General features: G+C 51.4%; 19 protein-coding genes. 9 read left to right on the forward strand and 10 right to left on the reverse strand.

The features are described from left to right. Nucleotides 1-5 precede the first annotated feature (5 nt). The 3 genes from aceE to ampD form a co-directional block, all read right to left on the reverse strand. Nucleotides 6-2,669: a pyruvate dehydrogenase (acetyl-transferring), homodimeric type gene (gene aceE / locus BIT28_RS03955; RefSeq protein ID WP_075762342.1), complete on the reverse strand. Its 2,664-nt coding sequence runs from the start codon at nt 2,667-2,669 to the stop codon at nt 6-8. Between the two features lie 139 nt (nt 2,670-2,808). Further along, nucleotides 2,809-3,582, reverse strand: a complete 774-nt coding sequence (pdhR, locus tag BIT28_RS03960) for a pyruvate dehydrogenase complex transcriptional repressor PdhR (protein ID WP_075762343.1) — start codon at nt 3,580-3,582, stop codon at nt 2,809-2,811. A gap of 291 nt (nt 3,583-3,873) precedes the next feature. Then, nucleotides 3,874-4,428, reverse strand: a complete 555-nt coding sequence (ampD, locus tag BIT28_RS03965) for a 1,6-anhydro-N-acetylmuramyl-L-alanine amidase AmpD (protein WP_075762344.1) — start codon at nt 4,426-4,428, stop codon at nt 3,874-3,876. 265 nt (nt 4,429-4,693) lie between these two features. On the opposite strand from ampD, the gene nadC reads away from it, so the two are divergent. The 8 genes from nadC (at nt 4,694) to yacG (ending at nt 11,961) form a co-directional block, all read left to right on the forward strand. Next, nucleotides 4,694-5,581, forward strand: a complete 888-nt coding sequence (gene nadC / locus BIT28_RS03970) for a carboxylating nicotinate-nucleotide diphosphorylase (RefSeq protein WP_075762438.1) — start codon at nt 4,694-4,696, stop codon at nt 5,579-5,581. 373 nt (nt 5,582-5,954) lie between these two features. After that, entirely contained in the window at nt 5,955-6,470 is a 516-nt protein-coding gene (locus tag BIT28_RS03975) for a pilin (RefSeq protein WP_075762345.1), read from the forward strand. Then, nucleotides 6,470-8,173, forward strand: coding sequence for a type IV-A pilus assembly ATPase PilB (gene pilB / locus BIT28_RS03980; RefSeq protein WP_075762346.1), 1,704 nt, complete (start codon nt 6,470-6,472; stop codon nt 8,171-8,173). Before BIT28_RS03975 ends, pilB begins: the two co-directional genes overlap by 1 nt. A 20-nt stretch (nt 8,174-8,193) precedes the next feature. Then, complete coding sequence (locus BIT28_RS03985) at nt 8,194-9,414, forward strand: type II secretion system F family protein (protein ID WP_075762347.1); 1,221 nt, start codon at nt 8,194-8,196, stop codon at nt 9,412-9,414. Between the two features lie 78 nt (nt 9,415-9,492). After that, complete coding sequence (locus BIT28_RS03990) at nt 9,493-10,362, forward strand: prepilin peptidase (protein ID WP_075762439.1); 870 nt, start codon at nt 9,493-9,495, stop codon at nt 10,360-10,362. 2 nt (nt 10,363-10,364) lie between these two features. After that, nucleotides 10,365-10,970, forward strand: a complete 606-nt coding sequence (gene coaE, locus BIT28_RS03995; RefSeq protein WP_075762348.1) for a dephospho-CoA kinase — start codon at nt 10,365-10,367, stop codon at nt 10,968-10,970. A gap of 24 nt (nt 10,971-10,994) precedes the next feature. Further along, the gene (zapD, locus tag BIT28_RS04000; RefSeq protein ID WP_075762349.1) at nt 10,995-11,732 is read left to right on the forward strand and encodes a cell division protein ZapD; all 738 of its coding nucleotides are present in this window, start codon (nt 10,995-10,997) and stop codon (nt 11,730-11,732) included. A 40-nt stretch (nt 11,733-11,772) separates the two neighbouring features. After that, nucleotides 11,773-11,961: a DNA gyrase inhibitor YacG gene (gene yacG / locus BIT28_RS04005; RefSeq protein WP_075762350.1), complete on the forward strand. Its 189-nt coding sequence runs from the start codon at nt 11,773-11,775 to the stop codon at nt 11,959-11,961. Nucleotides 11,962-12,059: 98 nt separating this feature from the next. Here the strand turns inward: yacG and mutT are convergent, their stop codons facing one another. Together mutT and secA are read right to left on the reverse strand one after the other, a co-directional pair. Then, entirely contained in the window at nt 12,060-12,458 is a 399-nt protein-coding gene (gene mutT / locus BIT28_RS04010; RefSeq protein ID WP_075762440.1) for an 8-oxo-dGTP diphosphatase MutT, read from the reverse strand. A gap of 155 nt (nt 12,459-12,613) precedes the next feature. Next, nucleotides 12,614-15,340, reverse strand: a complete 2,727-nt coding sequence (secA, locus tag BIT28_RS04015) for a preprotein translocase subunit SecA (protein ID WP_075762351.1) — start codon at nt 15,338-15,340, stop codon at nt 12,614-12,616. Between the two features lie 407 nt (nt 15,341-15,747). Here secA and BIT28_RS04020 point away from each other — a divergent pair, with 407 nt between their 5' ends. Then, nucleotides 15,748-16,209 (forward strand): DUF721 domain-containing protein, encoded by a 462-nt coding sequence (locus BIT28_RS04020; RefSeq protein ID WP_075762352.1) that lies wholly within the window; start codon nt 15,748-15,750, stop codon nt 16,207-16,209. A gap of 99 nt (nt 16,210-16,308) precedes the next feature. Here the strand turns inward: BIT28_RS04020 and lpxC are convergent, their stop codons facing one another. The 5 genes from lpxC to murC all read right to left on the reverse strand — a co-directional run bounded on the left by lpxC (nt 16,309) and on the right by murC (nt 22,372). Beyond that, nucleotides 16,309-17,226: a UDP-3-O-acyl-N-acetylglucosamine deacetylase gene (gene lpxC / locus BIT28_RS04025; protein ID WP_075762353.1), complete on the reverse strand. Its 918-nt coding sequence runs from the start codon at nt 17,224-17,226 to the stop codon at nt 16,309-16,311. 114 nt (nt 17,227-17,340) lie between these two features. Beyond that, nucleotides 17,341-18,537: a cell division protein FtsZ gene (gene ftsZ, locus BIT28_RS04030; RefSeq protein ID WP_075762354.1), complete on the reverse strand. Its 1,197-nt coding sequence runs from the start codon at nt 18,535-18,537 to the stop codon at nt 17,341-17,343. Between the two features lie 34 nt (nt 18,538-18,571). After that, entirely contained in the window at nt 18,572-19,828 is a 1,257-nt protein-coding gene (ftsA, locus tag BIT28_RS04035) for a cell division protein FtsA (protein WP_075762355.1), read from the reverse strand. A 67-nt stretch (nt 19,829-19,895) separates the two neighbouring features. Then, nucleotides 19,896-20,651 (reverse strand): cell division protein FtsQ/DivIB, encoded by a 756-nt coding sequence (locus BIT28_RS04040; protein ID WP_075762441.1) that lies wholly within the window; start codon nt 20,649-20,651, stop codon nt 19,896-19,898. Nucleotides 20,652-20,911: 260 nt separating this feature from the next. Beyond that, nucleotides 20,912-22,372: a UDP-N-acetylmuramate--L-alanine ligase gene (murC, locus tag BIT28_RS04045; protein ID WP_075762356.1), complete on the reverse strand. Its 1,461-nt coding sequence runs from the start codon at nt 22,370-22,372 to the stop codon at nt 20,912-20,914. Nucleotides 22,373-22,383 lie beyond the last annotated feature (11 nt).

The raw sequence follows: 22,383 nt of genomic DNA on the forward strand, positions 1-22,383 counted from the left end.
ACCTCTTACGCGTATAGCGGGTTGATCTTGTCAGCGTCGATGTCGAACTTCGCAATTGCTTCAGCAACTACAGACTTCTCAACATCACCACGCTTAGCCAGCTCGGTCAGTGCAGCAACTACGACATAGCCTGCGTTAACTTCGAAGTGACGACGTAGGTTCGCGCGGCTGTCAGAGCGGCCGAAACCATCAGTACCAAGTACTTTGAAAGACTCAGAAGGCATGAACGCACGAACTTGCTCGGCGTAGTTCTTCATGTAGTCAGTTGCAGCGATTGCAGGCTCAGTACCCATTACCTGTGCAATGTAAGGTACTTTCTGCTCTGCTTCTGGGTGAAGCATGTTGAAACGCTCAACGTCCTGACCTTCGCGAGTTAGTTCATTGAAAGACGTTACAGAGTAGATGTCAGAAGCGATACCGTAGTCGTCGCTTAGGATCTGAGCGGCTTTACGAACTTCGTTCATGATCGTACCAGAGCTCATTAGCTGAACTTTAGACTTATCACCTGCGTAAGATTCTAGCTTGTAGATACCCTTACGGATGCCTTCTTCAGCGCCTTCTGGCATTGCTGGCATCGCGTAGTTTTCGTTCATAACCGTTAGGTAGTAGAACACGTTCTCTTGTTCGCCGTACATGCGACGGATACCGTCTTGCATGATCACAGCAACCTCGTAAGCGAACGTTGGGTCGTAAGAGATACAGTTAGGAACAGTGTTAGCCATGATGTGGCTGTGACCGTCTTCGTGCTGCAGACCTTCACCGTTCAGGGTAGTACGACCTGCTGTCGCACCCAGTAGGAAACCACGCGCCTGCTGGTCACCTGCCATCCACGCCATGTCGCCCACACGCTGGAAGCCGAACATTGAGTAGTAGATGTAGAACGGGATCATTGGCAGATCGTTGGTGCTGTATGACGTTGCCGCAGCAACCCATGAAGACATAGCACCCAGCTCGTTGATACCTTCCTGTAGTACCTGGCCCGAAGTTGCTTCTTTGTAGTAAGAAACGATGTCACGATCCTGCGGTGTGTACTGCTGGCCGTGCGGGTTGTAGATACCGATTTGACGGAACAGGCCTTCCATACCGAAAGTACGCGCTTCGTCAGCAATGATAGGAACGATGTTCTTACCGATGTTCTTGTTCTTAAGCAGAACGTTTAGCGCACGAACGAATGCCATAGTCGTAGAAATGTCACGCTTTTGCTCTTCTAGCAACGGCTTGAACTCTTCTACTTCTGGGATCACTAGTTCTTCAGTGAAGTTAGGCAGACGCTGTGGCGTGTAGCCGTGAAGTGCGTTACGACGAGCGTGCAGGTACTCGTGCTCTTTCGAACCTTCTTCCAGTTTCAGGTAAGGCAGGTTCTTAACGTCTTCATCAGAAACAAGGTCTTGCAGGCCAAGGCGGTTACGCAGGTGCATAACAGAAGACATGTCCATCTTCTTAACCTGGTGCGCAATGTTCTTACCTTCAGCCGCTTCACCCATGCCGTAACCTTTAACAGTCTTAGCAAGGATAACGGTTGGACGGTCTTTGGTTTCTGCCGCGTTCTTGTATGCCGCGTACAGCTTAGATGACTCGTGACCACCACGCTTAAGCGCGAAGATTTCATCGTCAGTCATATCAGCAACCAGTGCTGCTGTTTCTGGGTACTTACCGAAGAAGTGCTCACGTACGTAAGCGCCGTCTTTCGACTTGAATGTCTGGTAGTCACCGTCGATAGTCTCGTTCATAAGCTGTAGCAGCTTACCCGAGGTGTCTTTCGCCAGTAGAGAATCCCAGTTGTTACCCCAGATAACTTTAACTACGTTCCAGCCAGCACCTTTGAACAGGCCTTCCAGCTCTTGGATGATCTTGCCGTTACCCATTACCGGGCCGTCAAGACGCTGCAGGTTACAGTTGATTAGGAAACATAGGTTGTCCAGCTTCTCACGCGCAGCGAATGAAATCGCACCACGTGATTCTGGCTCATCCATCTCACCGTCACCCAGGAAGGCATAAACGCGCTGCTCAGAAGTATCTTTCATGCCGCGGCCTTCCAGGTACTTAAGGAAACGAGCTTGATAGATAGCAGAGATTGGACCCAGACCCATAGATACAGTCGGGAACTGCCAGAACTCAGGCATCAGTTTAGGGTGCGGGTATGAAGGGATACCTTTACCGTCTACTTCTTGACGGAAGTTATCTAGCTGCTCTTCTGTCAGACGGCCTTCAACAAACGCGCGAGAGTAGATACCCGGGGAGATGTGGCCCTGGTAGTAGACTAGGTCACCACCGTCCTTCTCGTTCGGAGCACGGAAGAAGTGGTTGAAACAAGTCTCATAGAACGCCGCAGCAGACTGGAAAGATGCCATGTGGCCACCCAGCTCAAGATCTTTCTTCGAGCCGCGTAGTACGATCATTGCAGCATTCCAACGGATGATCGCGCGGATACGGCGCTCAAGCGTTGTGTCGCCAGGGTAAGCTGGTTCTTGATCTGATGGGATGGTGTTGATGTAGTTGGTAGTGATACCTGTTGGCATATCTACGCCATCAAGACGTGCTTTATCCAGTACTTGCTCTAGTAGGTACTGTGCGCGCTCTACACCTTCTTCACGAACGACTGATTCAAGGGCTGCTAGCCACTCTTGAGTTTCCAGTGCGTCCACGTCATTTTTCATGACTTCAGACATGCGATCTATCCTTTCGTTGATAATCTACAAAACTTAATACCAATCGTGTGTTTTATATCCGCTGAATGAACAGATAATTATGACGACTGGTATATTGTCGCGACTGTTTACTACCTGGCTCGACGTATAATGAGCGGTACTAATCCAGCCCGTCCTTGCGTTGTTGAATCCGACGAAGAGAGCGTTCACGTCTGCTATCTTCACGCGATAAATCCAACAAGGTTTCCTCGATATAAGCCAAATGTGCATGCGATGCTTCGCGGGCCTTTTCCGGCTCGCCAGAAACAATCGCCTGGACAATATTGGCTCGATGCTTTCTCACCTTCCCCACCACATCTTGGCGACGGTTCAGGAGTTCAAAGTTTTGTAATACGTTTTGCTCCAGCAATGGTGCAAGGCTGCGGATAATGTGCAGGAGTACCACGTTGTGTGCGGATTCGGTCACCGCGATCAGATACTGCATGACTGCACTGGCTTCGGCCTTCATATCGCCTTGCTGCTGGGCATCTTGTATCCGCTTATGGCAGTCACGAATACGAGTGAAATCTTCTTCGTTGCCTCGCAGGGCTGCATAGTAAGCAGCCAGGCCTTCTAGGGCGTGACGAGACTCAAGTAAATCTAGCTGGGTTTCCGGGTGGGCGCTCAGCAAATCCAGCAGCGGCTCGGAAAAACTCTGCCATAGTTTTTCCGTCACAAACGTGCCCCCGCCCTGACGGCGAGTCAGGAGGTTTTTGGCTTCAAGGCGCTGGATAGCTTCCCTTACTGACGGGCGTGAAACGTCGAATTGCTTGGCCAGCTCGCGCTCAGGCGGCAGCTGCTGACCCGGAGACAGGGTGCCTTCCAGGATCAGGTGCTCTAGTTCCTGCTCGATGGCATCGGAGAGCTTTGGTTGGCGAATTCGTTTATAAGTCATTTTTTTCGTTATGCTTCTTGTACTTATAGCGTTTCGGGAAACCCGCTGACGGGTAAATTGGTATTACCAATTAAATTATGGAAGGAAAGTTTACATAAATAATTGAAGATGTCCACCAGCAACTTGATGGAAATCATAGAATGGAGGGGGATTTAACAAAAATTTCAACTTATGAAAACTTGTTAAAACATAGAGAACATCATTCATCAACAGTCATGAAAGGAAATATGGGCGAAAAATCGTTTAATGGTCTGACCAATTTGAAAATGACAATTTTTCACCCGACGGTCACTATTTTTCCAGCAGCGCTGTTTTAAACGCCCGCCAATCGAAGGCGATACCGGGATCCGTTTTACGCCCGGGTGCAATAAACTCGTGCCCGGTGATCCGTGAAGCATTGATGTCAGGGTAATGTTGAATAATAACCCGGGTCAGCTCAGTCAATGTGTTGTACTGGGCCTGGGTATAAGGGAGGGTATCCGTTCCTTCCAGCTCGATCCCGATTGAGTAGTCATTGCACTTGTCACGGCCAGCAAACTGCGACACGCCGGCATGCCAGGCACGACAATCAAACGGAACGAACTGGATAATATCGCCATTCCTTCTAATTAAACAGTGAGCAGAGACACGAAAGCCTGAAATTAACTCGAAATAGGGATGTTCCTCCGGGTTAAGCTGGCCGGTAAAAAGCTGCTCGATATACGGGCCGCCAAACTGCCCCGGCGGCAGGCTGATATTGTGGATCACCAGCAGCGAGATATCCTGGCTGTCTTCTCGCTGATCATAGAAGGGGGACGGGACATGCTTAACACCTTCGAGCCAGTGGGTATTGTCGATTGTTAACATTTCTTGATACTTCCTGATCTTGTTGCCCAGCGGTACTGGATACTGCTGGCAGGTTTCACCAGCTACGGGGCAATGTCAAGCGCCTCTCCTTCTCCCGCTTTTCAGACTACGGGGAGCCGCTTTCTTGGGAACTAAGATCCGCCATCTGGGATCTCGCATCTTTTTGAGTCTCCATGTATGATCGTCGCCATAAGATCTCGGGAAACGCCTACCCACTTCCCGCTCAACAGCAGCTCAACCTTGCTACGGACATGTCATGACTCAGATGGAAAAGAAGCACGACAGCGAATCGCGCTTAAACTACTTAAAGCAGCAACTCCCACAAGAAATTACCCGTGCCGTCACCGACACCTTACGCGAAGATCTGGGCGGAACGATTGATCCGACGCTCGATATCACTGCCAGCCTGATCCCGGCTGATAGCCAGGGCGTCGCCACTATCATCACCCGCGAGCACGGCATCTTCTGCGGCCAGATGTGGGCCGAGGAAGTCTTCAAGCAGCTGGGCGGTGAAGTTAGCATCGAATGGCATGTCCAGGATGGCGATGCCGTCGAACCCGACCAGACCCTGTGTACCCTGAGCGGCCCGTCCCGCATCCTGCTGACCGGCGAGCGTAATGCGATGAACTTCATCCAGACCCTGTCAGGCTGTGCGACAACCGTTGCAGAATATGCCAAGCAACTGGAAGGCACCCAGTGTCGCCTGCTCGATACCCGCAAAACGATTCCTGGCCTTCGCAGCGCGCTGAAATATGCCGTGACCTGCGGCGGCGGCTTCAACCACCGTATCGGCGTGTTCGATGCCTACCTCATCAAGGAAAACCACATCATTGCCTGTGGCGGTATTAAGCAGGCTATTACAGCAGCCAAACAACTGAATCCAGGCAAGCCAGTAGAAATCGAGACCGAGAGCCTGGATGAACTGCAACAGGCCATTGATGCCGGTGCCGATATAATCATGCTCGATAACTTCACCACCGACATGATGCGTGAAGCCGTAAAAATCAACGCTGGCCGCGCGGCGCTGGAGAACTCCGGCAATGTCACGCTCGAGACGATCCGCGAATTTGCCCTGACCGGTGTCGACTACATTTCAGTAGGCGCGCTGACCAAGCACCTAAAAGCCATGGACTTGTCAATGCGCTTTAAGTAATGCGGTTTAAGTAACGCGCTTTCAATAATGCGTACTACTAAACAAGCTATTATCAAAAAAGCAGCCTAACATCCAAGCGGCTGCTTTTTTCTGACATCCAAACGCCTCAATCTATCCCGCTATACTATTACCACCCACTCTCGTATTACTCCTTCCCCAAATAACCAATACATCAACAGCCCATAACCTGATAATTTCATTAGTAAAATTTGCGTCGGCAACCACTTACACATATGCAACCAATGTAATTCAATGAATTTAAATTAAATGTAGGCCGAGTAATCATCGCCATATTATTCATCACTTTGCCTAAGTGAGTATGCTGGAATGACTTTGAAACAATATTCACAGGCTGAATAAAAAGGATAAATAAATGAAAGGACAAAAAGGTTTTACATTAATTGAACTCATGATAGTGGTGGCGATTATCGGGATTCTGAGCGCATTTGCTGTTCCGGCGTATCAAAACTACACAGCCCGAGCACACGCAAGTGAAATGCTAAATGCAAGTAGTGCATTTAAAACAGCTGTTGGCGTCTGTCTACTCAATGGAAATTGGTCAGTATCAGGTGGTAATACTACCATCGACTGTGGAGCAACGAAGAATAGTGTACCGGGAATGCAAACTTTTTCGAAAGGTGACGGAGACTCATTTACAGTAACTTCAGATGTAATTGCAGAGCTAGTTGCCGATCCAAATGATGATACTAAAAAAATCGCCAAGTATAAGTCAGGCTCAGTCAAGGCAAAAGTGAAGGATGCTAAAGGGTCTTTACCTACAGATGCTGCAGTTCTACTGACACCAAAAATTACGACTAGCGGAGTAACATGGAAAATAACTTGTGAAACTACCTTGGGTTCTTCAACAGACTTTTGCCCTGCTAGTTAATGCAAACCAACCTCGCCTCCATCCTGCACCAGGCTAGCCTGATAGGCCCGGAGCAGGAGCAGCAAGTGGTCGATGTTGTCCGGGCAGAAGGCGCCAGTGTGCCTTCTGCCATGGTCGAGCTCGGTCTGTTCAGCGGCACGGAACTGGCCCGCCACCTCGAGCACATCTTTGCCATCGCCCTGATTGACGTTCACCAGTACGACTACCACGCCTGCTGCAAAGCGCTCAACCAGCGCGAACTGGTGCTCCAGCACCGGGTGCTCCCTCTGCAGGTAAACGACAATACCCTTTTTATCGGCCTCAGCGATCCGACCCAGATCGACGCCCTGGATGAATTTCGCTTTGCCACCGGCAAAAATATCGAGCCTTTGCTGCTTGAAGCCAAGCAGCTGGAAAGTGCGATCCGGCGGATTTACGGCAGCGAGATCGGCGAAAATCACCATTCGCTCCAGCACCAGCGCAGCGTGACAGATGCCGATCTGGGCGAACTGGTTGACTTAGGTGACGGCGAGTTGCTTGATGAAGCAACCGATCTCAGCCAGGACAGCGCCCCGGTTACCCGCTATATCAACCAGGTATTGATGGATGCCGTACGCAAGAAAGCCTCGGATATTCACTTCGAGCCCTACGAGGAATCGTACCGGATCCGTTTTCGCTGTGACGGCATCCTTCACCAGCATGCCATGCCACCGGCGCACCTGTCGCGACGCCTGTCCACGCGCCTCAAGGTGATGTCGAAACTCAATATTGCCGAGCGCCGCCAGCCACAGGACGGCCGGATCAAACTTAAGCTGACGCCGACGCTGGCGATCGATCTTCGGGTCTCGACCCTGCCGACACTGTGGGGGGAGAAAGTGGTACTGCGGATCCTCGACAGTTCCAGCGCCAATTTGGATATTCACATCCTCGGCTACAACGAACCACAGAAACAAGCTTATCTGCACGCCCTGAAAAAGCCGCAGGGGATGATTTTAATGACTGGTCCCACAGGAAGCGGCAAAACGGTATCACTCTATACCGGACTAAAGATCCTCAACACCGACGAACGAAATATCTCTACCGCCGAGGATCCGGTTGAAATCAACCTGCCGGGGATCAACCAGGTCCAGATCAACAGCCAGATCGGACTGGGCTTTGCCGAGGCGCTGAGATCCTTTCTGCGCCAGGATCCCGATGTGGTCATGGTCGGCGAGATACGGGATCTGGAAACCGGATCCATTGCGGTCAAGGCGGCGCAAACCGGCCACTTGGTGCTGTCTACCCTGCACACCAATTCGGCAGCCGAAACCATCACCCGTCTGACCAACATGGGGATACAGGACTTCAACCTGGCCTCATCACTCAGCCTGATCATTGCCCAGCGCCTCGCCCGCCGTCTGTGCAATAGCTGTAAACAACAGCAACAACTCGACAGTGTAGTATGTGAACAGCTGAAAATACCGCCAGCAGCCACTGTCTACCAGGCCAACAAGCAAGGATGCGACGACTGTAACCAAGGCTACCTCGGCCGGGTCGGGATCTATGAAGTCATGCCGTTTAGCCGTGAGATCGCCCAGGCTCTGGTAGCAGGCGCCTCGACCCTCGAGCTGGAAGAGTTAGCCTGCCGCCAGGGAATGCAGACACTGCAACAGTCAGGCATAGACACACTCCGCGCAGGTATCACCAGCCTGGAAGAGCTGCAGCGGGTGCTGCATTTTAGCTAACGTTCACACAAGGAAGACCGATGGCACAAGTTAGTAAAATTCGCTATTTCCATTGGCGGGGCGTTAATCAGGCCGGGAAAAAAGTCTCGGGTATTACCTTGGGTTTTCAGGAGCGTGACGTTCGCACTATGCTCGGCGAACAGATGATCCAGGTAAAAAAAATAAAACGCCACAAGCCATCGACACTAAGCAAACTCAAAAACCAGCTAAAGCCAGCCGATGTTACAGCCATCACCCGCCAACTGGCGACAATGATTGCCTCGGGCGTACCGGTTGTCCAGGCGCTAAAAATGATGGCAAACAGCCACAACAAGGCTGAAGGCAGAGCGATTCTGGCCCAGGTAACCACCCAGATAGAAGCAGGGGCATCGCTGTCACGGGCGTTGAAAACCAGCTCCCCCCTGTTTGATAACTTCTACTGCGATCTGGTGCTCACCGGCGAGCAAACCGGCCATTTGCCTGAAGTGTTCGATCGCATCGCGACCTACCGGGAAAAAAACGAGTCAACACGGAAAAAAGTCATCAAGGCGATGATCTACCCTTCAATGGTTACCCTTACGTCAATCGGTGTCACGATCATGATGCTGGTGTTTGTCATCCCGCAGTTTGCCAGCATCTTCAGCAACTTCGGCGCCGAGTTACCCTGGTTTACCCAGCAGGTGATCAAAGCCTCTGATTTCATGCTCGGCTACGGCATTTACCTGGCCATTGGCCTGTTAGCATTCCTGCTTTTTTTCATTTTTCGCTATCAGCGCTCTCGCCGATTCAAGCTGGCGATTCACCGTCTCAATTTAAAGCTGCCAATCGTCGGCAATGTTCTGCTCAAGGCGACGGTGGCAAGGTTCTCCCGTACCCTGGCCACTACTTTCAGTGCCGGGATCCCCTTGCTAAGCGGCCTCCAGTCCGCCGGTAAAACGGCCGGCAACAAATTCATCGAACAGGCTATCGAAGAGGCTCACAGCAGCACTGCTGCAGGTATGCCGCTCCATATTGCCCTGCGCCAGAGCGATGTCTTTCCGGAATTGATGCTACAGATGACAATGATAGGCGAAGAGTCCGGCTCGTTAGATGATATGCTCAATAAAATAGCCGCTTTGTATGAAGATGATGTCGACAATACAGTCGATAACCTCGGCAAAATCCTCGAGCCGCTGATTATTCTTTTCCTTGGCGGCATGATTGGCGGCCTGTTGGTCGCAATGTATATGCCTATCTTTAAATTAATGAGCGTGATGGGGTAAAAGCCAGCCGCGCTTAACCTAGGATCTGCTGTTATGATCCCCTACAATACCCAGACATATTTGTATGAGATGTCTTTCATGGAACTGCTGACTTACTACCCATGGCTATTTCCTGTTTTTGCTGCCATTTTCGGCCTGCTGGTCGGTAGCTTTCTCAACGTCGTGATCTACCGTCTGCCCGTTATGATGGAAAGGCAGTGGAAAGCCGACTGCGCCGAATGTTTTCCGGAGTTCGGTCCGGTAGAAAACCCTGCAGCTTTTAACCTGAGCGTGCCCCGCTCCCGCTGCCCGCACTGCCAGCACCAAATCAGCATGTGGGAAAACATTCCGGTTATCAGCTGGCTGCTTCTCAAAGGGCGCTGCAGTTCATGCCAGGCAAAAATCAGTGCCCGCTATCCGGCCGTCGAGCTTTTCACCGCCATTGTCACGGCAACCGTAGCCATTGTTCTGCCCGCATCCGAGTGGGCAATCGCCGTGATCTTCTTTAGCTTCGCTCTTATCGCCCTGACCTTTATCGACATCGACAAAATGCTGCTCCCTGATCAGATCACCCTGCCGCTGCTGTGGGCCGGTATTCTGGTTGCCCTGCTGGGCTGGGGACCTGTATCGCTCACCGAATCAGTTATCGGTGCAATGGCTGGCTACCTGTCACTCTGGAGCCTTTACTGGTGCTTTAAGCTGCTCACTGGCAAGGAAGGCATGGGATATGGCGACTTCAAGTTACTGGCTGCGCTAGGCGCCTGGCTCGGCTGGCAATTGCTGCCTTTTGTTGTACTCTTGTCTTCCTTGGTCGGGGCGATCTGTGGCATCATCTTGATGCGTATACAAAGTTCAGACTCTCAGACCCCGTTTTCCTTTGGCCCCTACCTGGCACTGGCAGGCTGGATCGCCATCTTATGGGGTGAACCCATGCTGAACTGGTACCTAACTTCATACCTGGGATTGTAGTCATGACAATGGTTATCGGACTCACCGGCGGCATCGGCAGCGGCAAAACAACCGTTGCCGAGCGATTTGGCCGCTATAACATTGATATTATTGATGCCGATATCGTCGCCAGAGAAGTCGTAGAGCCCGGTACTCCCGGGCTTGAGGCCATTGTCGAGAAGCTGGGAACTGACATTCTGCTGACAGATGGCACCCTGGACCGCAGTAAGCTACGACAGGCCATTTTTGACGATAACAGCTTGAAAGATTGGTTAAATGCCCTTCTTCACCCTATGATCAGGGAACAGATGAAGGCGGATATTGCGCAAGCAACATCGCCATACTGCCTGCTGGTGATCCCGTTAATGGTAGAAAACAACCTGCAGGCCATGACCCACCGCTTACTGGTCGTGGATGTGGATGAAGAGGTGCAGATAGCACGCACCCGGCAACGCGATAAAGTGGACGCCAGCCATGTCCAAAAGATCCTGGCAGCCCAGGCTTCACGCCAGGAGCGACTGGACGCCGCCGACGATGTGATCAACAACAATGGCGACAGTAACGAGCTCGACGATGCCGTTTCTGAACTACATCAGCAATATTTAGCGATGAGCCTTCACTATCAGTAACGGGTTAACCTCGGATAAACAAGTATGCTAACAAACCGCTTTGAACATCCGCTAAACGAAAAAGTACGCATTTATCTGCGTCTTGAGTATTTGATCCGGCAAATGACACATGCCAGCCAGCTTAATGATCAGTGGCAGCATCAGATCTTCTTCCGGGCCCTGTTTGATCTGCTGGAAATTCTCGATCAGATCCAGCTCAAGTCCGAGCTGGCGAAAGATCTCGACAAACAACGCACCAAGCTCAAAAGCTGGCTCAATATCGACGGGGTCGATCAATCCGCCCTGCTCGCGATTCTCGATAACATTGATCTGGCTCATCACCAGCTAATCACTGCCAGCCGGCTCGGCCAGGAGATCCGCGAAGATCGCTTTCTGAGCGGTATCAAGCAACGATTTTCTATTCCTGGCGGCAGTTGCTGCTTTGACCTCCCGGCCCTGCATCACTGGCTACACTTACCATTGGCACACAAGCAAAATGATATGGCCAACTGGCTCAAGCAGCTTGCCGAGCTAACCGAAGCGCTCAACTTATGGCTCCGCCTGACCCGAGACTCGGGCCAGTATCAGCCACAAATCGCTCGCGGCGGATTTTTCCAGCATGATGCCGACGATGCCAACTTGTTACGGTTGGAGATTTGCCCTAGCTATGGGGTATACCCTATGATATCGGGCCATCGCAGCCGCTTTGCCATTCGCTTCTCGCCTTTTGAAGAAGGCGCAGGCATTGCCGAGGCCATCGACTTTAAACTAGCAATCTGCTGAGGTTTATGTGACACAATCTAATACGGCGCTTTCAAGCAACATGACTATTGTTAAATGCCCGACCTGCCAATCGAAAGTGAAGTGGAGCGAGGAAAGCCCATTTCGCCCGTTTTGCTCCAAACGCTGTCAGCTAATTGACCTGGGTGAATGGGCGGAAGAGGAAAAAGCCATACCGGGCGCGCCGGATATGTCCGATTCTGACGGTTGGTCAGAAGATATGGGCTATTAACAGGGTACGAGAATATTCGGCCCTGGGTGCGAGGAAGAGCCAAGCCAGCTCATCCTAGGTCCCAGGGGCCATAACCTATAACCCAGAACCAACCGGGTTTATATCCCCATCAGCTTATCCAGCACCACCTCGTTGGCTTCGGGAAACGCATAATCGCGCAAACACGTCAACTTGACCCACTCGCCAGGCTGCCCTTCCTTGCCGTAGGCTTCGCCCTCAAATGCCTTGATCAGGAAGAAGTCGAACTTCAGTGACTTTTCCGGATAGTCATGTTCAAGCGCTATAAAGTGCTCCAGCTCTGTTGCCTGAATACCGACTTCCTCGTCCAGCTCACGGATCACTGCCTGCTCGGCTGTCTCTCCCCGCTCGACCTTGCCACCGGCGAACTCCCAAAATCCTCCCTTATGGGCTTTGGCTGCACGTCGGGTGATAAAAACCTCATCTTGCTGAGCATTAAGAATGATCCCTGCCGAGATCCACACCTGTTTCTTTTCCAAACTGATACCTGCTATCCATATCGAGTCGCCAGCGGTGCACATGAAAACCACATGTTTCCAAGGTACGCCCCTGCCCATCCCGCTTCTTTTTCCACTAAACAAAAGGCCGCTTGCGCGGCCTTTTCACTGTATCAAACTGTTTTACGGCTAATCAATTAGCTGATCTTGCCGTGGCACTGCTTGTATTTCTTGCCGGAGCCACATGGACAAGGCTCATTTCGACCCACTTTGCGATCTTCACGCTGGAAAGGTGCGCTTTCGCCACTTTCAGTGCTTTCATCGGCAATCTGGCTTTCTGCGTTCTGATGCTGGAACTGTTGACGGCGAGCTAGCTCTTCCGCCTGACGGCGACGCTCTGCTTCCAGACGCTCAACTTCTTCCTGCTGCTGAACACGCACCTTGCTGAGAATCATAATGACATCAGACTTAAGGCTCTCCAGCATTCCCTCGAACAGCTCAAACGACTCGCGCTTGTATTCCTGCTTAGGGTTCTTCTGGGCATAGCCGCGCAGGTGAATACCCTGACGCAGGTGATCCATCGCAGCCAAGTGCTCTTTCCAAAGCGTATCAAGGTTTTGCAGCATGACCGTCTTCTCGAAGTTACGCAGTACCGCTGCACCGACAACCTCTTCTTTCTCACGGTAAATCTCTACAGCCTTCTCGACGATACGCTCACGCAGTGCTTCTTCGTAAAGCTTTTCTTCGGTATCCAGCCACTCCTGAATTGGCAGCTCCATATCGAAGTCTGTTTTCAGACGCTCTTCCAGCCCAGGTACATCCCACATTTCTTCCAGAGATTGCGGCGGAATATGACCATCGATAACAGCCTGGATCACATCTTCACGGTTCTGCTCGATCATCTCGCTGATGTCTTCGGCATTCATCAGCTCGTCACGCAGCTCGTAAACTACCTTACGCTGATCATTGGCAACATCATCGAATTCAAGCAGCTGCTTACGGATATCGAAGTTACGACCTTCTACCTTGCGCTGGGCATTCTCAATCGCCTTGGTCACCCATGGGTGCTCAATCGCTTCGCCTTCTTCCATACCCAGCTTCTTCATCATGTTGGAAACACGATCAGAGGCAAAGATACGCATCAGGCCATCTTCCATCGACAGGTAGAAGCGAGATGAACCCGGATCCCCCTGACGACCAGAACGACCACGCAGCTGGTTATCAATACGACGAGATTCATGGCGCTCAGTACCGATAATATGCAAACCACCGGCAGCCAGCACAGCGTCATGGCTTTCTTTCCACTTGGCTTTAATCGCTGCAACCTGCTCATCGGTCGGGTTATCAAGCTTGGCCACGTCACTCTGCCACGAGCCACCCAGTACGATATCGGTACCACGACCTGCCATGTTAGTTGCTATGGTTACCGCACCAGACTGACCAGCCTCGGCAACAATGTCAGCTTCCTTCTCGTGGAACTTGGCATTCAGTACCTGGTGCTTGATGCCTTGCTTTTTCAGAGCGTTAGACAGAAGCTCAGATTTCTCAATCGATACGGTACCGACCAACACTGGCTGACCTTTACCGACACGCTCTTTGATGTCTTCGCTAATCGCAGCAAATTTTTCCAGCTCGGTCATGTAAACCAGATCACCCATGTCATCACGGATCATCGGCTTGTTGGTTGGCAGCACAACAGTTTCCAGACCGTAGATTGACTGGAATTCGAACGCTTCGGTATCGGCAGTACCTGTCATGCCCGACAGCTTGGAGTACAAACGGAAATAGTTCTGGAAGGTGATCGAGGCCAGCGTCTGGTTCTCGTTCTGGATCTTCACATTTTCCTTGGCTTCTACTGCCTGGTGCAGGCCTTCAGACCAACGGCGTCCCGGCATAGTACGGCCAGTGTGCTCATCAACGATGATCACTTCATCATCTTTAACAATGTAGTCAACATCACGCTCGAACAGAACATGGGCACGCAGTGCGGCATGAACATGGTGCAGCAGGCTGATATTGGCTGGCGAGTACAGGGTATCGTCCTCGGCCATCATTTCTTTCTGCTTGAGCAGCTCTTCGACAAACTCCTGACCATTTTCGGTCAGGTGGGCCTGTTTGGCCTTCTCGTCGACAGTGTAGTGGCCTTCACCACGGTATTCTTCGCTGTCTTCCTGATCCTGTTTCACCAGTTCAGGGATCAGCTTGTTGATCTGGATGTACAGCTCAGAGCTGTCTTCTGCCGGACCAGAGATGATCAACGGGGTACGAGCTTCATCGATAAGGATGGAGTCGACTTCATCGACTACCGCGAAGAAACGCTCACGCTGAACGCGGTCTTCCGGACGGAAAGCCATGTTATCGCGCAGGTAGTCAAAACCAAACTCGTTATTGGTTCCGTACAGGATATCTGCCGCATACGCTTCTTTCTTCGCTTGCGGCGGCATGTTCGGCACGTTGACGCCGACAGTCATGCCCAGGAATTCAAATAGAGGGCGGTTAGTTTCCGCATCACGTGCAGCCAGGTAGTCATTCACCGTAACGATGTGAACGCCTTTACCCGTCAGGGCATTCAGGTAAGCCGGTAGTGTCGCCGTCAGGGTTTTACCTTCACCAGTACGCATCTCGGCGATTTGGCAATCGTTAAGCACCATGCCGCCAATCAGCTGGACATCGAAGTGACGCATACCAAATACACGCTTCGACGCTTCACGCACGGTTGCAAAAGCTTCTGGTAGCAACTGGTCAAGGTTTTCACCTTGTTCCAGACGCTCACGGAACTCAGCAGTTTTCGCTTTCAGCTCTTCGTCTTGCAGGCTTTCTAATTGAGGTTCTAGCTTGTTGATCTGATCAACAATTTTACGCAAACGACGCAGAGTGCGGTCGTTACGGCTACCGATAACTTTGGTCAGTAGTTTTGATAACATGGCGTTGCCGTTTTCTCTTTGTTATTTCAGCTTCAGTACTGGCTGAATCGCTTAATCTGGGTTTCATAACCGGGATTCCTGTCCCGCCTGAATCCGCCACAAGAATGTGACAACAGAAGCCGACACGAAAAACAATGGTTATAAATGATATTGTGACCCTCTGGTTTAATTTCAAGGGCTAGATGAAAACAATACCAATGTTTTGCTTGGGGACAGTGTTTTAACAACAGCCGCACCCCTTGCGGCCAGGCATATCTGCCATTGCTATAGAAAACAGCCAATCATTAACCTGCATTCTATAGACTTGGTATAATATGACATATTAACGAGGTCGCCTATGATAAAAGCAGACGACTTACGACTCATATTCGAAAAATTAGAACTTAGCCCTAATTAGGACGTGTTTCATGCGTGATCACCGCCCCCGAACCACCGCCAGCCTGCTTGATGACAGCCAGATTGGCAACATTCAGCAACGTGCTATCGCGCTGAGCAAACTCGACAAAGCCGTCAAACAGCATCTGGATTGCTCGGATCACTGCCGGGTCAGCAACTATCGCCAGGGTACGTTAATCATTGAAACGGCCTCTGCATCCTGGTCGATGCGGCTCAACTACGAGCGGAACAATTTGATCCGAAAATTACGCGAGCAGTTGCTGCCGCAACTGGCAAGTATCGAGGTAAAGGTGAACCCGGCACTGGCCGCGGTCGAAAGAAAGCAGGAAGACAAGGCGCCGGATATCGTTCAGAAGCCAATATCACCGCTGGCAGCCCAATATTTACTGACTACGGCCAAGAACGCGCCGGACAAGGTAAAGAAAAAGCTCGAGAGACTGGCCGCATTAGCCGCGAATAAACGCCGGGAGTGATGATGTCAACGGACAGCGCAACAGCGCCAGCGATGATTCAGTTGATACAAAAACGCCGGACAATGTAATGTCCGGCGTTTTTTAATTCTGCATTTGTGCTTAGGCGAGCACCATACCCGGCTGGGCAAAGGTAACCGGCACTTCACGCTCATCCTCGAAGGTAGACCATTCGTAGGCCTCCTGATCCGCCAGGACTGCACGCAGCACCTTGTTGTTCAGGGCGTGGCCCGATTTATAGGCACACATCTCACCGATAATGTTATGGCCACACATGTACAGGTCGCCAATCGCATCCAGCACCTTGTGCGTCACCAACTCGTTATCAAAGCGCAGGCCTTCGTCATTCAGGATGCGGTAATCATCCAGAACAATGGCGTTATCAAAGCTGCCACCCAGACACAGGTTCTGCGACTGAAGGTACTCGATATCACGCATGAAGCCGAAAGTACGGGCACGGCTGATGTCCTTGACAAATGACTGGCTCGAGAAGTCCAATACTAAACGCTGCTGCTCAGATTCAATCGCCGGGTGATTAAAATCGATAGCGAAGTCCAGACGGAACCCGTTGTACGGACGGAGCTCAGCCCATTTGTCGCCATCTTCGACGCGAACAGTTTTTTTGATACGCAAGAAACGCTTAGGAGCGCCCAGGGTCTCAATACCGGCAGACTGCAACAGGTAGATAAATGGGCTTGCACTGCCATCCATAATTGGGATTTCAGGTGCATCAACCTCGATAATCACATTATCGATTCCCATACCTGCCAAAGCTGCGTTTAGGTGTTCAACCGTTGAGATGCGCACACCTTCCTCGTTTACAAGGGCGGTACACAGCATGGTATCGCGCACAGAGTCGGCATCTGCGGGAAAATCCACAGGCGGGTTCAAATCTGTACGACGATAGATCACACCGGTATTTGCGGCGGCAGGACGCAGAATAAGCGTGACTTTACGTCCAGAGTGAAGTCCCACCCCGGTCGTTTGCACTATGCTTTTCAGTGTACGTTGTCTGATCATCTGCTCTTCTCAACTTAAATTAGCCAATACATCGGCCCATTACCGTGCAATTGCACGATAAATGGGCAAACATCTTACCACTTATTGAGCGGTAACCCAAACAATTTACGCCGGCTAGTCAGCCTGCTTGCGTAAAAATGCTGGAATATCAAGGTAGTCATGGTCAGCCTGAGGCTTTGACTTTGCCGCTGCTGAAGACGAGCCTTGTTGCACGTTCGCTTCGGCCGCAGGAGCCTGCTGGCTCAGCGGTGCTGGCTTAGTCTCCTCGACTGCCGGTGCTGCAGCAGTCGGCTTTTCCTGCGCAACTGCCTGGACCGGCTTAGACGATGTCACCAGAGTGATATCCGGCTTGCTCTCTTTGCCAATCCCCGTTGCAACAACCGTTACGCGCAGCTCATCCGTCATCTCAGGATCCAGAGACGTACCGATAACAACCGTAGCGTTGTCTGATGCGAAGGCTTTCACTGTGTTACCCACAGTTTCAAACTCGTCAAGACGCATATCCAGACCGGCTGTGATGTTAACCAACACACCACGAGCACCAGCCAGGTCGATGTCTTCCAGCAGCGGGCTGGAGATAGCCATTTCAGCGGCTTCTTCAGCACGGTCATCGCCAGTTGCAACACCGCTGCCCATCATGGCATGGCCCATTTCAGACATCACGGTACGTACGTCAGCAAAGTCGACGTTAATCATACCCGGACGGGTAATTAGCTCTGCAATGCCCTGTACCGCATTCTTGAGTACGTCATTTGCCTTGGCAAAAGCATCCAGCAAGGTAATACCGCGGCCCAGCACTTTCAGCAGTTTTTCGTTTGGAATGGTGATCAGCGAGTCGACGTGCTTTGACAGCTCTTCGATACCCTGCTCAGCAAATGCCATACGCTTCTTACCTTCAAAGCTAAATGGCTTGGTCACCACAGCAACAGTAAGAATGCCCAGCTCTTTCGCCACCTCAGCAATGATCGGAGCCGCACCGGTACCGGTACCGCCGCCCATTCCTGCCGCGATGAAGATCATGTCAGAGCCTTGCAGCTCGGCCTTGATCGCCTCACGATCTTCCAGTGCCGAGTCACGACCCACCTGAGGGTTCGCACCCGCCCCCAAACCTTTGGTGATATCACCACCGATCTGGATCACTGTACTTACACTGCTTTTTCGAAGCGCCTGAGCATCAGTATTGACACTGATGAACTCAACACCTTCAATCGACTCACGTACCATGTGATCGACAGCATTACCGCCGCCGCCGCCAACGCCAATGACCTTAATTACCGCTTCATCAGACATTTCCATCATCGGTTCAAACATTTGTTCTCTCCGTTTATCCTGTTCGCATCAGGTTTTAAAATTCTTTTCTTAGCCAGCCACTGATTTTGGAGAAAATTCCGGATACCGAACGCTTCGGCTCCAGTTCACCATCATCAAATGTCTGACTGTCCTTTCCGTAATGCAGTAGACCTACTGCAGTTGCATAATGCGGAGCCTGAACATAATCAGTCAGCCCACTTAGCTCAAGCGGTTGCCCGATCCGTACCTGATTGCGAAAAACTCGCTCGGCACATTCAATCAGGCCTTCCATCTGTGCGGCACCGCCTGTTAGAACGATACCTGCCGCTAAATGGTGCTTCACCCCTGCATTACGCAGTTGTTCTTGTATTTCCAGCAGTTTCTGATTAACCAGCCCCAACAGCTCGCTGTAACGGGGTTCTATCACTTCTGCCAGTGTCTGGCTCTGCAGGCTGCGTGACGGTCGACCACCGACACTCGGTACATCGACCTTCGCATCTTTGCTCACCAGCTCGCTCAACGCACAGCCAAATTTCACTTTGATTTCTTCGGCATCCCCCGGAGGGGTACCGAATGCATAGGCGATATCACTGGTCACGACATTGCCGGCATAAGGGATCACTTCGGCATGCCGCAATGCTCCGCCTGTCCAGACCGCTAGATCCATGGTACCGCCGCCGATATCGACCACACAAACACCCAGTTCGCGCTCATCGGCTGTCAGTACCGCATGGCTGGCAGCCAAACCAGAAAAGATCAATTGATCAACCTTTAGTCCACAGCGCTCGACCGCTTTTACAATATTGCGAGCCATATCGTTGTGGCAGGTGATCAAATGCACACTGGCTTCCATCCGAACGCCTGATAATCCAACAGGGTTTTTTATTCCCTCTTGATAATCAATAGCAAATTCCTGAGGAATTACATGCAAAGTTCGGTGTTCATCGCTAATTTTTACTGATTTCGCTGTATGAATAACATTATCAACGTCATCCTGCGTTACCTCTTTGTCAGAAATAGGCACCATGCCTTTTTCTGTCTGGCAACGTATATGTTTGCCGGATAACGACAAAAACACAGAGGAAATCTGGCAATCTGCCATCAGCTCAGCCTGATCGACTGCACGCTGGACAGATTTGACGACGGACTCAAGGTCATTGACCCCGCCTTTGTCCATTCCCCGTGACGGGCTGCTGCCGACACCAATGACATTTACATTGCCATCAGGCAAGACTTCCCCAACCAAAGCACTCACTTTGGATGTGCCGATATCCAGGCCCACTATGAGTTTTTTATCTGCCGCCTTCGTCATTAGCGCACGCTCTTATAGTTATACTCACCGAACTGCCCTAGTTATTCAGAGGCTTGTTCTGGTTGTATTATTCTGGAACCACTTTCCAACCCACAGCAGCCCCGGTATCGTAGCGCAAGTCTACGTACTCAATGGCTTTTCCCTGCTGCTCTAATTCAGGATATATACCGATAAAACGCTCAAGGCGCTCCATTCGGGCTTCTCGACCCAACTCGAGTCGAATTCCATTCTTTAGCCATACTCGCCAGGCTCGGCGTTCATTCAATGCCAACCTGGCAATGTCGAACCCGGCAAGCTGTAATCTTGGTTGCATTTCATGCAACGCGGCCAGCACTTCGTGGCTGCTGCCATCCGGTCCGCTTAATCCGGCCAGATGTTTCTCAGTTACCTGCTCTGCCGGTGCCTCGAACACCGCACCGTCAGTATTCACCAGGTATTGCTGGTTCCAGATTGCCGCCGGCTGGTGCTCAACCACAAAAACCTTGATTGAATCAGGCCATTGTTTTCGTACCGATGCTCTCGAAATCCAAGGCAACGCTTCCAGAGCCAGCTGGATTTCATCGACATCCTGGGTCATAAAGCTGCCCAGGTGATCCAGCTGCAATATTCCCTGGCGAACATCGTCGGCACTCAGGTACTCAAGCTTTCCCTGAATCACCAGTTGCGATAACGGCAACCGGTTGGCGTCTGTCATCCAGTTTAACCCTGCGCTAACCAGCCAGGCGATAAAACCGATAACAAAGAGAAAAAACGCCACGCCTCCCCAATGTGCCGCCTTACCCAAAGGGGGCTGGGATACTCTTTTTAAGACTGCATCAGCCATATAACGTTTGTTTGCCCTTACCTCAATCATCATTACCCCTCCAACATCACCGGGAGGGATAACTGACGCTTGGAAAAGTCAGGTAGGAATGCACAAAGTTGATCGATTATACCGACCAACCCGTTGCTCTCCAACTATTGTTGAAGGTTTCCTTTCATATCCTGAGATCAAAACCTAATAAATGGTTATATCACGGGCACTTTGCCGCTTAAAAACAATGCAATAAATGTACCATTTTGCTTTCAACTTTTGACAAACAATCAATCCCGGCGCATTTCTGAAATATCAAGCTCCATTTCAGCCAGTTGACGGGCTATTTTGCCAACATCACCGGCGCCTTGAGTTAATACCAAATCATCATTCTGAATGATATTGGCCAACGCAGACGGCAATGCCTCGCTGTTAGGGACAAAAATCGGATCGATCTTGCCGCGTCCGCGAATAGTGCGGCAAAGTGCGCGGCCATCGGCCCCGGCAATCGGTGCCTCTCCGGCAGCATATACATCCAGCATCACCAGCACATCAACCTGCTCCAGCACATTGGCAAAATCATCGTACAGATCACGGGTACGGCTGTAACGATGAGGCTGGAACACCATTACCAGGCGCTTTTCCTGCCATCCTGCCCTTGCCGCTTTGATTGTCACGTCCACTTCACTCGGATGGTGGCCATAATCATCCACCAGCATTACTTTGCCGTTGCCGGACTCGAACTCACCCAGGTGATCAAAGCGACGGCCCGTCCCCTGGAATTCTGCCAGCGCGCGAATAATTGCGTCGTCTTCAACCCCTTCCTCGGTTGCCACCGCAACGGCAGCCGTGGCATTCAGCGCATTATGCTGACCCGGAATATTTAACTCGATATCAAGCGCAGGCTTGCCCGAACGTAAAATGGTAAAGTGCCCCTGCTGGCCTTTCTGGCGATAGTTGACCAGGCGGACATCGGCATCTTCAGAGAAACCATAGGTGATCACCTGCCGGCCAATTCTCGGCAGCAACTCACGCACAACCGGATCATCAATACACATCACGGCCAGGCCGTAGAAAGGCAGATTATGAAGGAAGTCGACAAAGGTCTGCTTCAGCACCTCAAAGTCGCCGCCATAGGTTTCCATATGATCGGCTTCAATATTCGTCACCACACACACCATCGGCTGCAGGTGCAGGAATGAGGCATCACTCTCGTCGGCCTCGGCAATCAGATAGCGGCTGGAGCCCAGGCGAGCATTGGTACCGGCACTTTTCACCAGGCCACCGTTGACGAATGTCGGATCGAGGCCGGCTTCCGAATAGATCTGGGTGGTCAGTGCCGTTGTGGTCGTTTTGCCATGGGTACCGGCAATCGCAATACCGTGGCGATAGCGCATCAGTTCGGCCAGCATCTCTGCCCGGCGCACAACCGGGATCCTCAGCTCACGTGCAGTGGCCAGTTCAGGGTTATCGGCAGATATTGCCGTAGAGGCCACGACCACACTCGCCCCTTCAACGTTACTGGCGGCATGACCAAAGAAAAGCTTGGCGCCTTTTTCTGTCAGCCGCTCGGTAACAGCGTTCGGGGCAATATCCGACCCGCTCACGCAATAGCCTTCATTAATCAATACTTCGGCGATACCGCTCATGCCGGCCCCGCCAATTCCAACAAAGTGAATACGCTCAACGCGGCGCATTTCTGGCACCATGGTTCTGATTTTTGCTAATTGCGGGTTATCCAGTTTACTCATCACTCTGTCTC

Origin of the sequence: Photobacterium proteolyticum (assembly GCF_001939735.1) — a bacterium.
Taxonomy (GTDB): domain Bacteria; phylum Pseudomonadota; class Gammaproteobacteria; order Enterobacterales; family Vibrionaceae; genus Photobacterium; species Photobacterium proteolyticum.

Coding starts and splice junctions, on each gene's coding strand:
- aceE (WP_075762342.1), bottom strand. CDS start 2,669: ATGTCTGAAGTCATGAAAAATGACGTGGACGCACTGGAAACTCAAGAG.
- pdhR (WP_075762343.1), bottom strand. CDS start 3,582: ATGACTTATAAACGAATTCGCCAACCAAAGCTCTCCGATGCCATCGAG.
- ampD (WP_075762344.1), bottom strand. CDS start 4,428: ATGTTAACAATCGACAATACCCACTGGCTCGAAGGTGTTAAGCATGTC.
- nadC (WP_075762438.1), top strand. CDS start 4,694: ATGGAAAAGAAGCACGACAGCGAATCGCGCTTAAACTACTTAAAGCAG.
- BIT28_RS03975 (WP_075762345.1), top strand. CDS start 5,955: ATGAAAGGACAAAAAGGTTTTACATTAATTGAACTCATGATAGTGGTG.
- pilB (WP_075762346.1), top strand. CDS start 6,470: ATGCAAACCAACCTCGCCTCCATCCTGCACCAGGCTAGCCTGATAGGC.
- BIT28_RS03985 (WP_075762347.1), top strand. CDS start 8,194: ATGGCACAAGTTAGTAAAATTCGCTATTTCCATTGGCGGGGCGTTAAT.
- BIT28_RS03990 (WP_075762439.1), top strand. CDS start 9,493: ATGGAACTGCTGACTTACTACCCATGGCTATTTCCTGTTTTTGCTGCC.
- coaE (WP_075762348.1), top strand. CDS start 10,365: ATGACAATGGTTATCGGACTCACCGGCGGCATCGGCAGCGGCAAAACA.
- zapD (WP_075762349.1), top strand. CDS start 10,995: ATGCTAACAAACCGCTTTGAACATCCGCTAAACGAAAAAGTACGCATT.
- yacG (WP_075762350.1), top strand. CDS start 11,773: ATGACTATTGTTAAATGCCCGACCTGCCAATCGAAAGTGAAGTGGAGC.
- secA (WP_075762351.1), bottom strand. CDS start 15,340: ATGTTATCAAAACTACTGACCAAAGTTATCGGTAGCCGTAACGACCGC.
- BIT28_RS04020 (WP_075762352.1), top strand. CDS start 15,748: ATGCGTGATCACCGCCCCCGAACCACCGCCAGCCTGCTTGATGACAGC.
- lpxC (WP_075762353.1), bottom strand. CDS start 17,226: ATGATCAGACAACGTACACTGAAAAGCATAGTGCAAACGACCGGGGTG.
- ftsZ (WP_075762354.1), bottom strand. CDS start 18,537: ATGTTTGAACCGATGATGGAAATGTCTGATGAAGCGGTAATTAAGGTC.
- ftsA (WP_075762355.1), bottom strand. CDS start 19,828: ATGACGAAGGCGGCAGATAAAAAACTCATAGTGGGCCTGGATATCGGC.
- BIT28_RS04040 (WP_075762441.1), bottom strand. CDS start 20,651: ATGGCTGATGCAGTCTTAAAAAGAGTATCCCAGCCCCCTTTGGGTAAG.
- murC (WP_075762356.1), bottom strand. CDS start 22,372: ATGAGTAAACTGGATAACCCGCAATTAGCAAAAATCAGAACCATGGTG.